A 14,391-nucleotide genomic window follows, 5' to 3' on the forward strand; every position below is an offset into this window, starting at 1 on the left:
TGACGTCAGCCAATAGGGGGCCAGTCATGGCAAATGTGGTGAAACGCGTCCTCAGCGAAGGGTTTCGCGCTTTTTTTCTGGGCGCTGCAATCTGGGCCATTCTTTCCGGCTTGATATGGGAGGTCTGGCTGGGCGGGCAAGCCACGGGCACCGCGTCTGATCTGTCGGGCCTGTCGATGGCCCCGCACCTGTGGCACGCCCATGAAATGGTTTTTGGCTATGCGGGCGCGGCGGTTGCCGGGTTCTTTCTGACGGCTGTCGCCAGCGGGCGCGGTTTGGTCATCGGGGTGCTGGCCGCCTTGTGGCTGGCGGGCCGTGTTGCGCTTTGGCAATCCGCAGCGCTTCCGCCTGTGCTGGTGGCCGCAGTCGATCTGTCATTCCTGGCGGTGCTGACAGGGCGCATTGGGGTGCAGCTCGTCAAACGCCCAAAGGCGCAACACGCGATCTTTCTGATTTTCCTTGCCACGTTGCTGGCTGCAAACCTGGCGGTGCATCTGGATTGGCTGGGCCTGTCGCCGGACGGCGCTAGCGTAGGTCTTCGCATCGGGCTTTTGGCCTTGTGTGGGTTGATCGTCGTTCTGGGTGGACGAGTGACGCCCGGCTTTATCCGCAACGCGATGAACCGCGCGGGCCATCCGCCCGAGGCTTTGCCGCCTGTCACGCCCCGGCTGGATCGCGCCGCGATCCTGACTTCCATCGCGCTTCCGTGGAGCGTGCTTTTGCCCCCATTGACCCCCATCATTGCGCTGGTTCTGGCGATTTTGCACGGGTTGCGGATCAGCCTTTGGCGCCCGCATTGGTCGTTGCGCGACCCTCTTTTGTGGTCACTCTTTGCCGCCCAAGGGCTGTTGGTCATCGGCTTGGCGCTGTTTGCTTTGGCCGGGTGGGGCATTGGGGACGAGGTCGGCGCGCTGCATGTTCTGGGTCTGGGCGGCGTTGGCGGCATGACTTTGGCGGTGATGAGCCGCGCCACGCTGGGCCACACGGGCCGCGCGCCGATTGTGCCGCGCCCGGTTGCGGTCGGCTATGGGCTGATGATCCTGTCGGCGCTGACCCGTTGGCTGGCCTCGGATCTGCTCTATGGCTGGTATGACGCGCTGGTGTTGATCGCCGGGGCCGCGTGGATCGGGGCGTTTGCGCTGTTCCTTGTCGGGATGATCCCCGCGCTGACCCAAGCGCGCACCGCACGCCCTGCACCGCCGCCGCCACCCCCGTTGCCGCCGCATATGAAAACCGCACCGTCTTGACGTTGGTTAAGTGCAGCCGATCCGCGATGTGCCACATTTCGCCCAAGGCCCACCCGCCGAGGTTGCGCAGGCATCCTTGTTTTGTAATTCGAATACGGCCTCTGTGATCAATGTCGCCTCTGTTCTTGGGTGAGGCCGGCGGCGAAACCGATCACGTTCGGGTTTTCGAACCCATAGGCCAACCGCCCAGACGCATTTCATGCGTTCCGAGGCCGGGTGTCCCCAATCTGGGGGCGGGCGGTTGGTCTTACTCTCCTATTTTTGGCGCGCAGTCCCTAAGGGCCGTCGTGTTGGCCCGGTTTTTCCCGTCCACTTGACAAACATCATGTCCGGCCCGCCGCCGATCCGGTTCAATACGACAACCGATAAGGCACCGGAGGGACGTCCCATGAATTATCAAGACTATTTCAAAACCCGCCTTGATGCGCTGAAGGATGACGGCAACTACCGTGTGTTTGCTGACCTGCAACGCAAGCGCGGTTCCTTTCCGCAAGCGCGTCATACCGGCGAAGGTGGCACCGGCGATGTGACGATCTGGTGCTCGAACGACTATCTGGGCATGGGGCAGCACCCTGACGTGCTGGACGCCATGCACCACGCGATTGATACGGTGGGCGCGGGCGCTGGCGGCACGCGCAATATCTCCGGCACCACCCATGACCACGTGTTGTTGGAGGCTGAATTGGCCGACCTGCACGGCAAAGAAGGCGCGCTTCTGTTCACGTCCGGTTACGTCTCGAACTGGGCCGCGCTTGGCACGCTGGCGTCACAAATCCCCGGCTGCATTGTGTTTTCCGATGCGCTGAACCACGCCTCGATGATCGAAGGCATCCGCCATTCGAAAGCCGAACGGGTCATCTGGAAGCACAACGATCTTGAGGATCTTGAGGCCAAATTGGCCGCCGCCGACCCCGATGCGCCGAAGCTGATCGCCTTTGAAAGCGTCTATTCAATGGATGGCGACATCGCCCCGATCAAGGAGATCTGCGACCTGGCCGACAAATACGGCGCCATGACCTATCTGGACGAGGTGCACGCGGTTGGCCTTTACGGCCGACGCGGCGCGGGCGTTGCCGAACGCGAAGGTCTGATGGATCGCCTGACGGTGATCGAAGGCACGCTGGGCAAGGCGTTTGGCGTCATGGGCGGTTACATCGCCGCCTCGGCCGAGCTGTGTGATTTCGTGCGCAGCTTTGCCAGCGGGTTCATCTTTACCACCGCCTTGCCACCTGCCGTGGCCGCAGGCGCGCGGGCCTCGGTGCAGCACCTGAAACGCTCGAACGTCGAGCGGGATCGCCAGAAGGAACGCGTCGCAAAGGTGCGCGAAGGGCTGGACGCGATGGGCATTCCGCATATCGACAACCCGTCCCACATCATTCCGGTGATGGTGGGCGACCCGGTGAAGTGCAAGTTCATCTCGGACACGCTGATGCGCGACTATGGCGTCTACATCCAGCCGATCAACTATCCCACTGTGCCGAAGGGGACCGAGCGGTTGCGTATCACCCCGTCGCCAGTGCATTCGGATGCAGATATCGCGCACCTGTTGGGCGCTTTGGAACAGTTGTGGCGCCAGTGCGAAATTGCGCGGGTTCCGATGGCAGCGCAGTAAGCCAAACCCGATAAATTGACTCAGATCAAGGCTGGAGGCTTGCCCGCGCGGCATATACCTGTGTAATTCAGTCGGGAATAGCCGACTCACCCAAGGAATTGCAGACGATGCCGAAGCTTAAAGACCTGAACATAGGCGACCGCGCCACGGTCACTGGATTTTTGGGCGGCTCACCCAGCTATCGGCGCAAGCTTTTGTCGATGGGCTTGACCTTGGGGGCCGAGTTCTCGGTCAGCCGATTGGCTCCGTTGGGCGACCCGGTCGAAATCCGCGTGCGCGGATACGCCCTGAGCCTGCGCAAACATGAAGCCGAGGCGATCAACGTCGCGCTCATACCCACCCCCATCGTGTCATGACACGCGTCGTTGCGATTGCCGGCAATCCGAATTGCGGCAAAACCACGCTGTTCAACGCCCTGACCGGTCGCCACCAACAAGTGGGCAATTGGCCGGGCGTCACGGTTGAAAAGAAGCTGGGCGATCTGCATCACCACGGAACCCTGATCACGCTGGTGGACCTACCGGGCGTTTACTCGCTGTCGGTTGCTGGCGGGGCTGCGTCGCTGGATGAACGCATCGCGCGCGATTTCATTCTGTCGGAACGGCCTGATCTTGTCGTGAACGTGGTCGATGCGTCGAACCTTGAACGCAACCTCTATCTGACCGTGCAACTGGTCGAAATGGGGGTGCCTGTGGTGGTTGCGCTGAACATGATGGACGTGGCGCGGGCGCGGCGGCTGGTGATCGACACCGACGCTTTGTCGCGCGAACTGGGCTGCCCGGTGGTCGAGATCGTCGCGTCCGAGGCGCGCGGGTTGACCGAGTTGAAAGACCTGATGCGAACGGCGGACGGAGTGCCGACATTCGCCCCGAAATTCGACGATGCGACCGAAGCAGCGCTCGCGCGGTTGGAAACCGCACTGGCCGGTAAAGTCGCGCAAGGGGTGCCGCGCTGGCTGGCGATCAAGCATCTGGAAGGCGACGAGTTGTGCCCGGCGATGACCGATCCCACTGTCGCCGTGCAGGCCGCTGACGAACGCGCCGCACTTGAGGCTGACACCGGGCTGGATGCCGACACCGCGATTGCCTGCGCGCGTTATGACGCGGTGGCGGCCTTGGTTGGACAGTCGCTTAGCCGCGCTTCCGAAGTGGCCCGCACCGTGTCGGACCGCATTGACCGGGTGATCCTGAACCGCGCGCTTGGCATCCCGGTCTTTCTGGCCGCGATGTATGTGATGTTCATGTTTACCATCAACATCGGCGGCGCGTTCATCGACTTTTTCGACATTCTGGCGGGGACCATCTTTGTCGATGGCACCGCAGCACTTCTGGGGGCGATCAGCGCGCCGGGTTGGCTGACCACCATCATGGCCGATGGCGTCGGCGGCGGTATTCAGACCGTGGCCACCTTCATTCCCATCGTCGCCTGCCTGTTCTTCGCGCTCTCGGTGTTGGAGGATTCGGGCTATATGGCGCGCGCGGCCTTTGTCATGGACCGGTTCATGCGGATGATCGGCCTGCCGGGCAAAAGTTTCGTGCCGCTGATCGTGGCCTTTGGCTGCAACGTGCCCGCGATCATGGCGACGCGCACCTTGGACAGCGCGCGCGACCGCACGTTGACCGTGATGATGGCGCCCTTCATGTCCTGCGGCGCGCGACTGCCGGTCTATGCGCTGTTTGCCGCCGCGTTCTTTCCGGTGGGCGGGCAGAACCTTGTGTTTGCGCTCTATCTGCTGGGGCTGCTGGCCGCCGTCGGCACCGGGCTGATGCTGAAGCTGACCATTCTGAAGGGCGAACCCACGCCTTTCGTGATGGAGCTTCCGCCCTATCACCTGCCGACCTTGCGCGGGTTGGCCCATCGCACCTGGCACCGGATGCGCGATTTTCTGACCGAGGCCGGGCAGGTCATCGTCTTGATGGTCGCTGTGCTGGCCTTCCTGAACTCATGGGGCACCGATGGCAGTTTCGGGAACGAGGACAGCGAGGCCTCGGTCCTGTCGGAAATTGGGCGCAGCCTGACCCCCGCCTTCGCCCCTTTGGGGATCGAGGAAGACAACTGGCCCGCCACGGTCGGCATTTTCACCGGCATTCTGGCGAAAGAGGCCGTGGTCGGCACGCTGAACACGCTTTATGCCACGCCCGAACCGGATGACGGCACCCCCTATTCGCTGGTGGCAGGCGTGAAAGAGGCCAGTGCGACGATCCTGCCCAACCTGCGCGACGCGATTGGCATGGCGCCCGACCCGCTGGGGCTGAACATCGGCGATGTGTCAAACCCGGACGTGGCGGCGGAGACGCAAGAGGTGTCACGCTCGACCTTCGGGACGATGGCAAGCCTTTATGACGGGCAGGCCGGGGCGTTCGCTTATCTGCTGCTGATCTTGCTGTATATGCCGTGTGTCGCGGCCATCGGAGCCATCTGGCGCGAAACGGGCTGGCAATGGGCGTTGTTTGCCAGCACCTGGACGATGGGTCTGGCTTACGGTGCGGCGGTGATGTTTTACCAGATCGCGCGATTTGATCGCCACCCCGACAGCTCGACCATATGGATCGTGTCGATCCTGGCGGCGCTGGCCGGCGTGTTCCTGTTCCTCAGGTGGCTGGGCAATCGCCCGACACCGTTTGCCGTGGGGGCGGAGTGATATGGCCGTTCTTTTGGACATCCGCAACTATGTGAAAACACATGGGCATGCCAGCCTTCTGGATCTGTCGCACAGGTTTCATATGCAACCCGAAGCCATTCGCGGCATGTTGGACCATTGGCAGCGCAAGGGCGTGATCCGACGGGTCGATGTGGCCGACAATTGCGGCGGCTGTGCGATCAAGGTCGGCTGCGGCAGTTGTTCGTCGAACGCTGCGTTTGAAACCTATGAGTGGGTGGCAGGCCGCGCCTAGCCTTTCCAGTCCAACGCAATCGGTGGCGCAATCCGCAATAGGTCCACCGCCCGCGCGGCGATCTGATCGACCACCTGTTCCACGCTGTCTGGCAGCATGTAAAACGCAGGCACCGGTGGCAGGATGATCGCCCCCATCTCTGTGGCCTGTGTCATGTTGCGCAGATGGGCGAGGGTCAGCGGGGCTTCGCGGGTCATCAGGACCAGAGGGCGGCGTTCTTTCAATTGAACACTGGCGGCGCGGGTCAGAAGGTTGTCGTCCAGCCCGTTTGCAATCGCCGCCAAGCTGCGCATGGAACAGGGCGCGACGATCATCCCATCCACGGGGGCGGAGCCTGACGCGATGGACGCGCCGATATTGCCGCGTTCGTGAAACCGGGTGGCCGTGGCGGTGATCTGGTCGAATGCATCCGCGCCGCATTCCTCAAGCAACGTGCGTTCGGCGGCGGCGCTGATGACAAGGTCAATCTCGGCCCCGACCGCCGCAAGATGCCGCGCGGTGGCAAGGCCAAGGGCAGCCCCTGATGCGCCTGCAATGCCAAGGACGACGCGGGTCATTGGGACAGCTCCGGCAAATGTCGCGCCAACAGGTCAGCGGCGAAGGCCGCGTCTTTCGGGTTGGTGTGCATGACGTCCCCCCATTCGCGACTGGTTTCCGCGCCGATCTTGTTGGTGGCGTCAATGCCGATTTTCCCGGCCAAACCAGGTTCGGGTGACGCGAAATCAAGGTAATCCATCGGCGTCTTCTCCAGAATTGTCACATCGCGCGACGGGTCCATCCGCGTGGCGAGCGCCCATGCGATGTCATCCCAATTGCGCGGGTCGATGTCATCATCCACCACGACGATCATCTTGGTATAGCTGAATTGCGGCAACATCCCCCACAGCGCCATCATCACCCGGCGCGCCTGCCCCGGATAGCGTTTGTCGATACTGATCACCGCCATGCGATAGGACGCGGCGGCGGGGGGCAGCCAAAGATCGCGGATTTCCGGGATCTGCGCGCGGATCAGGGGCAGGGCGAGGCGGTTGAACACCTCGCCAATGATGGCGGGTTCATCGGGTGGACGGCCCGTATAGGTGGACAGGTAAATCGGATCTTTGCGGTGGGTCAGGGCGCTGACCTGCATCACCGGAAAGGGGTCGACTTGGTTGTAGTATCCGGTGTGATCGCCGAAGGGACCTTCGGGCGCGGTTTGGGTGGGATGGACCCAGCCCTCGATAATCATCTCGGCATCCGCTGGCACCATCAGGGGGACAGTCTTGGCGGGCACAAGGCGGGGACGCGCGCCGGAAAAGACGCCCGCGAAGCCAAGTTCCGAGACTGTTTCAGGCAAGGGGAGGGCTGCGGAGAGAAGCGTGGCCGGGTCGGCCCCCAAGGCGATTGCCACGGGCATCGGTTCACCTTGCGCGGCCCACGTCCGATGATGCGCCGCGCCGCCACGATGGGCCAGCCAACGCATGATGATGCGGTTGCGGTCAATCACCTGTGCGCGGTAAACGCCTGCGTTGTAACGGTTCACGTCGCCCGCGTCGCTGTCAAAGGGGCGGGTTAGCACCACGGGCCATGTGATCAGCGGCCCCGCGTCGCCCGGCCAATGGGTCTGGATCGGCAGCGTTGACAGGTCCGGGTCCGTGTGAACCTCGGCCTGCACGGGCGCGCGGCGCATGATCTTGGGTCGCGTGGCAAGGGCGGCTTTCAGCATGGGCCAGCGCGACAGCGCATCGCGCATTCCGTCGGGCGGCGTGGGCGCGCGCAAGGCGGCCAGAAACGCACCCAGATCGTCCAGCTTGTCGGGCGCGATGCCAAGGCCAGCGGCGACGCGTTCGGGCGTTCCAAACAGGTTCACCACGACCGGCACATCGGACACGCCGCCCCCATCCAGCACGGGTTTGTCAAAACGCAGAACCGGCCCGCCACGTTCCAACACCGCGCGGTGCACGGCGGTCATCTGATGGCGCACCGACACGGGGTCAGGCACGGCGGTCAGATCGCCGCGCGAAGCTGCCCAGTCGAGATAAGCGCGCAGCGTGGGGAAGGGGGGCAGGGTGCGGATGGTCGGCTCCATATTGCAGATCGTTCACCGCTATCACCGGGCTGTGATGCGGCAATTGACCAAGGTCAAGTTACCGCGCGCCCAGATTGATATGAAAGTCCGGTGTAAACACCCGTTTGCCCGCATTGAAGAGGTGCGCCATGCAGGACCATGCCGTCCAACTGCCTGTTTTTCCACGCCTTCCCGCCTTTGCCCTGCGCGGGCTGCCTCTGACCCCGATCTCGTTGGCGCTCGGCGCGTTTGCGAGGAGGATGGCGACGCGGCATCCGTCAATGTTCAAGCGGTTGGGCGACTATAGCAATACGCGCTTCGTGCTGGACCCGACCGACCTGCCGGTGACACTGCTTCTGGAGCCGCGCGCGGGTCATCCCCGCCTGCGGCTGTCGCGCAAACCCATGCAGGGGGATGCGCGGATCGCCGGGCCTCTCTCCGGGCTTCTGGGCATGGTGCACGGGGTTTACGATGGCGATGCGCTGTTTTTCTCGCGCGATCTGGTGATCGAAGGCGATACCGCCGCCGTTCTGGCCCTGCGCAACGCGATTGACGACGCCGAACTTGATCTGGCCGCCGAGGCCGAAGCGATGTCCGGCCCCTTCGCCCCTCAGGTCAAGCGCCTGATTGGGCTTGCTGAAACCAAAACCGGCGTGGCCCTGTCGCGCCACGAGGAGGACCCCCTGTGGTAATGGAAATCGTTTGCCCCGCCGGCACGCCCGCATCCCTGCGCGCGGCTGTGAAAGCGGGGGCGCACACCGTCTATTGCGGGTTTGCCGATGAAACCAACGCGCGCAACTTTCCCGGCCTGAACTTCGACCGGGACGAAATGCGCGAAGGCGTGAAATTTGCCCATGACCACGGCGCGAAAGTGCTGGTGGCGATCAACACATACCCCCGCGCGGGGGCCGAGGCGATCTGGCACCGCGCTGTGGCGGACGCGGAAAAATGCGGCGTCGATGCGGTGATTCTGGCCGATCTGGGCTTGCTGGCCTACGCGGCCAAGCACCATCCCGGCCTGCGTCGGCACCTGTCGGTGCAAGCCGCCGCCGCCAATGCCGATATGCTGAATTTCTATGCCAGCGAGTTTGGCGTGAAGCGCGTCGTGCTGCCGCGCGTTCTGTCCGTGCCCGAAATTGCCGCGATCAACGCCGAAACCGAGGTCGAGACCGAGGTGTTTGTGTTCGGCGGTCTGTGCGTGATGGCGGAAGGGCGCTGTTCGCTGTCATCCTATGCCACCGGGTTGTCGCCCAACATGAACGGCGTGTGCTCGCCCGCGAGCCATGTGGAATACCACGACGATCACGGCGCGCTGTCGGCCAAGCTGGGCGGGTTCACCATCCACAAGGTCGGCGCGGATGAACCCGCACCTTACCCCACGCTGTGCAAGGGGTGCTTTAGCGCAGGCGACGCGACCGGGCATCTGTTCGAAGATCCGGTCAGTTTGAATGCTGAGAAACTGATCCCGCAACTGGCCAAGGCGGGTGTGACGGCGCTGAAGATTGAGGGGCGGCAACGCTCGCGGTCCTATGTCGCGCAGGTGGTGCGCAACTTCCGCGCCGCCGTTGAAGCCCAAGCCGCCGGGCGTCCGATGCCCGAGGGGATGTTGGCGCAACTGACCGAAGGGCAGGCCGCAACTGCCGGAGCCTATAAGAAGACTTGGAGATAACCCATGCAGCTGACCGTCGGACCCAACCAATTCTTCTGGAAAGCAGACGCGTGGAGCGATTTTTACGACCAGATGGCCACCGCCCCCGTCGAGCGTGTCGTGCTGGGCGAGCTTGTCTGCTCGAAACGTCTGCCGTTTTACCAAGACCGCATTCCAGGGGCGATTGAAACGCTGCTGGAGGCGGGGAAAGAGGTTGCCGTGACCTCGCTTGCCCTCGTGACGTTGAAACGCGAACGCAAGCTGACTGCCGAGCTGGCCGATGCAGGTGTCGAGGTCGAGGTGAACGACCTGACCACGCTGGCCTATCTGCCCAAGGACGCGCCGTTTTCGGTGGGGCCTTTGGTCAACGTTTATAACGAAGGCACGCTGGCATGGCTCGCTGATCGTGGGGCCACGCGCATTTGCCTGCCGCCTGAATTGCCGTTGGCATCTGTCACGGCACTGGCCGCTGAGGGTGCGGCGCGCGGTGTGGCGATTGAGGTCTGGGGGCACGGGCGTTTGCCGCTCGCGATCTCGGGCCGGTGTTATCATGCGCGGCTGCACAAGCGGACCAAGGACAATTGCCAGTTTGCCTGCGAAGATGACCCCGATGGGCTGTCTGTGCGCACGTTGGAAGATCAGCCGTTTTTGGCAATGAACGGCGTTCAAACCCTGTCGGACAGTTGCGCCAGCATGGCCAACCAGTTGGAAGTGCTGGAAAAAGCGGGCGTGACCGCCCTGCGTCTATCACCCCAAACCGGCGATTTTGCGCGCGTTTGTCAGGCGTGGCGCGACCGGATTGACGGAACGCTGGACGCCGCTGCATTGTCGGCTGAATTGGAAACCCTGTCAGGCGGAATGCGCCTTTCGGACGGGTTTTTGACCGGCGCACGCGGTGCGGACTGGTCGCGCGCCAAAGAAGGAGAGCCTGCATGAGGATCGCTTGCATCACCGCAGATGGGCGGGGCGAAACCGACCGCCTGATTTCCGAGGCCGCCGCCACCCTTGAGGCCGAGGGCTTCGTGCTGAACGGCATCGTCAAGGTTTTGCAGGACATGCCCGAAGGCTCGCACCATTGCGACATGGACGTGCGTGTTCTGGCGGACAATCGCACCATCCGCATCACCCAATCGCTGGGCGAAGGGTCGGATGGGTGCCGTCTGAACCCCGAAGCGATTGCCGAAGCCGTGGCCGCCGTGGATCAGGCCAGTAGCCTGGCCGCGGATGCCTTCATCCTGAACAAGTTTGGCCCGGAAGAGGCCGAAGGCCGCGGCTTTCGCACCGCCATCGCCGATGCGCTTGAAAAAGACATCCCGGTTTTGGTGGGCCTAAGCGCGGGCGAGGGCAGCCGCAAAGGTTTTGCCGAATTTGTTGGCGATATGGCCGAAACTCTGCCTGCCAATCCCGACGCAATCCTGACATGGGTGCGCGGCTAGGCGTTAGGCCGACGCCGCCTGCTGTGCGGCGCTTCCTTCGGCCAGTTTCGCCTTGATGGCGCGGGCGACCATCGCATCGACGCCGGGCAATTGGCTGATGACTGGCAAAACGCGGCCTTTGAAGGCGCACTCACCCAGTTCCTCGTGCACGTCTTCGCGCACGTGGTCGCCCTCCATCGCGAAGAAGGGCAGGCACAGGACATTGTCCGGCAAGCCTTTTGCGACCTCGGGAATGGTGGGGGATTGCTCTAGAAACCCGACCGTTATGTTCGCGCCGCCAAGCGCGGTGGCCAGAGCTTTGGCGAAATCATCCGTCGCGCGTTCAGGCGCAGGGCGCCCGCTGCCCGACCCATGCGCGACCAGCAGCAGCGGATCGCCATCGGCCCAGCCTTCGGCCCGCAGGCCAGCGGCAGCCAGATCCGGCAGGTCCGGGTCCATGCCAAATGGCGTCATCACCGCAAAAGGCGCGTCGCCCACACGCCCCGCAAGACAGGTGCGCACGAACCAGCCATCGGACATGAACAGCGGATAAATCACCGCACCGGGGGCCATGCGTTCAAGCTGTGCGTCAAGGCTGCCGGGTTTGGCCAGCGTGGCCGATCCCAGCCGCAAGTCTGGCACATGGGCCTGCACCTGCGCGACATAAGCGGCCAACGCGGCTTCGGCCGGATCGGGCGACGAGGGTTGGCCGTGCGAGACGATCAGGGCGTCGATATGGTCCAATGGCTGGCTCCTTTTGCAAGCTGGCGCGGGGTTAGTGGCTGGTGCCTTCTTCGAAGGTGATCTTGTTCCAGACGTTATACTTGCCCGACGGTTTGCGCATCGGCAAGCGCTTCACAATCTCGAGGGTCTTCGCGTCATAGACCAACACCTCGCCCTCATCTTCCCAGACCGACACCAGCGCGTGGCTGCCGTCCTTGGTAAACTCGACATGGGCGACGGTCGCGCCCGGCACGGGTTGCAAGGTCTTCACGATCTCAAGCGTTTCTTTGTCGATGATGTGCATCTTGTCCTTGTTCGGACCAAAGAAAACATCGGCCCAGACATAGGGCGAGTTTTTGTGGCTGCGCATGAAGAAACCGGGGCCTTCGGTGGTGATCCGCTTGACCGTTTTCCAACTGTTCATGTCGATCACCGACACCACACCTTCTTTCAGGTGCGGGGTGGCCATGACCTTTGTATCGTTCCAATCCCACGTGATGCCCGACCCAAGGTGCGGCATGCCTGGCAAGTCCAGATCGGCCACTTTCATGCCGATCACCAGGTCGATGACCAACCCATCCTCGCCTTTGCGCGACGCGCCCATGATGTGCTCGTATTTCTGATCGAAGAAGAAATCGTCCAGATAGTCGGGCGTGGTGATCTTGCGGATCGGGAAGGGCGTGTCCTGCTTGGTCGGGCCTTCAATGCGCCAATCATGGGTGAACCCGGCGGCATAAATGCCCATGTCGGGGTTCTTGCTGTAAGAGACCTCCCAGATTTCCGGCACGTCCTTCAGCGCGAGAACGAAGCTGTCGCGCGGGGGGGCCTGATAGACGGCAGAGACCCGGCTGGGTGTGCCGTCTTTCCCCTCGACCTGATGCACTTCTGCGACTGACAGGTCATCAGTGGACAGGATGGTCAGCGTGTTCGGCAGGTAGTTCGCGACCGCCAGCCATTTGCCGTCGCCCGACATGGCGATGTTGCGGCTGTTCAGACCGGCGCGCACGCGGCCCACTTGTTTCAACGCGTAGATGTCATATTTCTGCACCCAGCCGTCGCGCGACATGATGAAGACGAACTTGCCGTCAGGGGTAAATTTCGGGCCGCCATGGACGGCGAAGGGGGTTTCGAATCGATCCAGCACCTCGAACGTATCACCATCAAGAACGGACACGTGGTGATCGCCGGTTTCCACCGCCAGCGTGATGTTCATCGGGTCGGACGGCCAGACGGGCGCGTCAACGGGCGCATAGTCTTCGTCCATCACGCGGCTGGCCATGATCTCAGGCTCATTCCATGGGGGAATGACATCCAGCGGGGTTTTCAGATAGTCGGCCAGCGCGGCAATCTGCTCTTCCGACAGCTCTTCGGAATAGGCGGGCATCTGCGTCGTGACGCGGCCATCGCGGATGACCTCGGCGATCTTCGGGCCGCGCATCCGGGCCAGCGTTTCAGGAATCAAGGCCGGGCCTTGCGCGCCAAGACGGTTCTCGGCGTGGCATTCGGCGCAGTGTTCCTGATAGTCCGCCTCTGGGTCGGCATTTGCTGCAAAGGGCAGGGCGGTCAGGGCTGCGGTCAGCGCGAGGGCTTTAGAAAAACTGGTGTTTCGGGTCATTGCTTTTGCCTCGGAAGGGGGTGACTTCAAGCCGGTCGGCATCGGTCACGCCAATTTCGTCATTCGTCAGATAGCAGGCCGGATCTTCGGCCCACGGATCGCCCGTCACCTGCAGTGCGCGGATGCGGGTGTTGCCACCGCAGACATCCTTGATCGCGCAGGCGCCGCAGCGGCCTTTCAAGGGGCGCGGGCGGGTGCGCAGGGTGGCGAGCATTTGGTCATCACTGGTCCACAGTTCGGAAAACGGCGTGTCTTTCACATTGCCGACGGTGTAGTCGGACCAATAGGTGTCGGGGTGGACCTTGCCCAGAAAGTCGATATTGGCGACGCCCATGCCGGAGGAGTTGCCACCCCACGCCACAAGATGTTCGCGCAGATGGGCGACTTTCTCGGCGTCAAACTTCTCGGCCGCCCATTGCAGGAAATAGCCCGCATCGGCGTCATTGTTGCCGGTGACAATGTCCAACTGCCGCCCGCCCGAGGCGCTTTCCCACGCCCGGTCGATCAGCAGATCCATGCCCTTGCGGGTCATCAGGTGGTGGGCATCCTCGCCCCGGTTTTTGTCGCCGCGCCCGGCATAGACAAGGTGGGACAGGTAGAATTTGTCGACCCCTTCGTCGTCGCACAGCTTCAGTAGGTCGGGCAGATGGTGCTGCGTGCCTTCGGTCAGGCAAAAGCGCAGGCCAACGCGCACATCGCGTTTTTTCAGCTCGCGCACACCGCGCACCGCATCGTCAAACGCGCCATCCACGCCGCGGAACCAGTCGTTGGTTTCGCCAATCCCGTCGATCGAGATGCCAACATAGTTGAACCCGATCTCGGCCACCTGATCGGCGGTCTCGCCGTGGATTTTGGTGCCGTTGGTGGATAGGGCCAGAACGCGGGTCAGTTTGCGGGCTCGTTTGGCCAGCGGGAACAGGTAAGGACTGTCCAGCGGCTCGCCGCCCGACAGGATGATCGCGGGGACTTTGAATTGACCCAGATCCTCCAACGTGTCCATGGCCTGCGCTTCCGACAGTTCGCCGGGGAAATTCACGTCTGCCGACACGGTATAACAGTGGCGGCATTTCAGATTGCAGCGGCGCGTCAGGTTCCAGATCACCACGGGTTTCACCATCCCGTCGCCCCGGCGTTGGCGCACGGGGGTGGGTTTGGCGAGTTGGTGCATGTATTCGGTCAGGCGGAACATA

Annotated in this window: 14 protein-coding genes; 9 read left to right on the forward strand and 5 right to left on the reverse strand. The window is 62.8% G+C overall.

Annotation, left to right across the window (positions count from 1 at the left end; genetic code table 11):
• The first annotated feature begins 26 nt into the window (after window positions 1-26).
• From Q0864_RS15630 to Q0864_RS15650, 5 genes are all read left to right on the forward strand, one after another.
• Window positions 27-1,247, forward strand: a complete 1,221-nt coding sequence (locus Q0864_RS15630) for an NnrS family protein (RefSeq protein WP_298571578.1) — start codon at window positions 27-29, stop codon at window positions 1,245-1,247.
• A 388-nt stretch (window positions 1,248-1,635) separates the two neighbouring features.
• Window positions 1,636-2,859 (forward strand): 5-aminolevulinate synthase, encoded by a 1,224-nt coding sequence (gene hemA, locus Q0864_RS15635; RefSeq protein WP_298571581.1) that lies wholly within the window; start codon window positions 1,636-1,638, stop codon window positions 2,857-2,859.
• 107 nt (window positions 2,860-2,966) lie between these two features.
• A complete protein-coding gene (locus Q0864_RS15640; protein ID WP_298571584.1) occupies window positions 2,967-3,215 on the forward strand; it encodes a FeoA family protein in 249 nt (82 codons plus the stop codon).
• Complete coding sequence (gene feoB / locus Q0864_RS15645) at window positions 3,212-5,500, forward strand: Fe(2+) transporter permease subunit FeoB (RefSeq protein ID WP_298571587.1); 2,289 nt, start codon at window positions 3,212-3,214, stop codon at window positions 5,498-5,500. Before Q0864_RS15640 ends, feoB begins: the two co-directional genes overlap by 4 nt.
• 1 nt (window position 5,501) lies before the next feature.
• Window positions 5,502-5,753 carry a FeoC-like transcriptional regulator gene (locus Q0864_RS15650; RefSeq protein ID WP_298571590.1) on the forward strand — a complete coding sequence of 84 codons (252 nt, stop codon included), beginning with the start codon at window positions 5,502-5,504 and terminating at the stop codon, window positions 5,751-5,753.
• On the opposite strand, the gene Q0864_RS15655 is transcribed toward Q0864_RS15650, so the two are convergent.
• The gene (locus tag Q0864_RS15655; protein ID WP_298571592.1) at window positions 5,750-6,310 is read right to left on the reverse strand and encodes a UbiX family flavin prenyltransferase; all 561 of its coding nucleotides are present in this window, start codon (window positions 6,308-6,310) and stop codon (window positions 5,750-5,752) included. The two genes, Q0864_RS15650 and Q0864_RS15655, sit on opposite strands and share 4 nt — an antisense overlap.
• A complete protein-coding gene (locus Q0864_RS15660) occupies window positions 6,307-7,809 on the reverse strand; it encodes a UbiD family decarboxylase (protein ID WP_298571783.1) in 1,503 nt (500 codons plus the stop codon). The genes Q0864_RS15655 and Q0864_RS15660 overlap by 4 nt, the downstream gene beginning before the upstream one ends.
• 140 nt (window positions 7,810-7,949) lie before the next feature.
• Between Q0864_RS15660 and Q0864_RS15665 the strand changes: the two genes are divergently transcribed.
• From Q0864_RS15665 to Q0864_RS15680, 4 genes are read left to right on the forward strand one after another with little or no spacing between them, the layout of a single operon-like run.
• On the forward strand, window positions 7,950-8,492 hold the full coding sequence (locus tag Q0864_RS15665) for an SCP2 sterol-binding domain-containing protein (protein ID WP_298571595.1): 543 nt from the start codon (window positions 7,950-7,952) through the stop codon (window positions 8,490-8,492).
• Complete coding sequence (locus Q0864_RS15670) at window positions 8,492-9,469, forward strand: peptidase U32 family protein (protein ID WP_247038949.1); 978 nt, start codon at window positions 8,492-8,494, stop codon at window positions 9,467-9,469. Before Q0864_RS15665 ends, Q0864_RS15670 begins: the two co-directional genes overlap by 1 nt.
• Before the next feature lie 3 nt (window positions 9,470-9,472).
• Entirely contained in the window at window positions 9,473-10,384 is a 912-nt protein-coding gene (locus Q0864_RS15675; RefSeq protein WP_298571601.1) for a U32 family peptidase, read from the forward strand.
• On the forward strand, window positions 10,381-10,884 hold the full coding sequence (locus Q0864_RS15680; protein WP_298571604.1) for a DUF2478 domain-containing protein: 504 nt from the start codon (window positions 10,381-10,383) through the stop codon (window positions 10,882-10,884). Before Q0864_RS15675 ends, Q0864_RS15680 begins: the two co-directional genes overlap by 4 nt.
• 3 nt (window positions 10,885-10,887) lie before the next feature.
• Here the strand turns inward: Q0864_RS15680 and Q0864_RS15685 are convergent, their stop codons facing one another.
• Genes Q0864_RS15685 through nirJ form a run of 3 tightly spaced genes read right to left on the reverse strand, consistent with a single transcriptional unit; the run spans window position 10,888 to window position 14,390 of the window.
• Window positions 10,888-11,607 (reverse strand): CbiX/SirB N-terminal domain-containing protein, encoded by a 720-nt coding sequence (locus Q0864_RS15685; RefSeq protein WP_298571607.1) that lies wholly within the window; start codon window positions 11,605-11,607, stop codon window positions 10,888-10,890.
• A gap of 31 nt (window positions 11,608-11,638) precedes the next feature.
• Window positions 11,639-13,201: a nitrite reductase gene (locus Q0864_RS15690; RefSeq protein WP_298571610.1), complete on the reverse strand. Its 1,563-nt coding sequence runs from the start codon at window positions 13,199-13,201 to the stop codon at window positions 11,639-11,641.
• A complete protein-coding gene (nirJ, locus tag Q0864_RS15695; protein ID WP_298571612.1) occupies window positions 13,176-14,390 on the reverse strand; it encodes a heme d1 biosynthesis radical SAM protein NirJ in 1,215 nt (404 codons plus the stop codon). The genes Q0864_RS15690 and nirJ overlap by 26 nt, the downstream gene beginning before the upstream one ends.
• Between the last annotated feature and the right edge of the window lies 1 nt (window position 14,391).

It is taken from the genome of uncultured Aliiroseovarius sp. (genome assembly GCF_947497285.1).
GTDB lineage: Bacteria > Pseudomonadota > Alphaproteobacteria > Rhodobacterales > Rhodobacteraceae > Aliiroseovarius.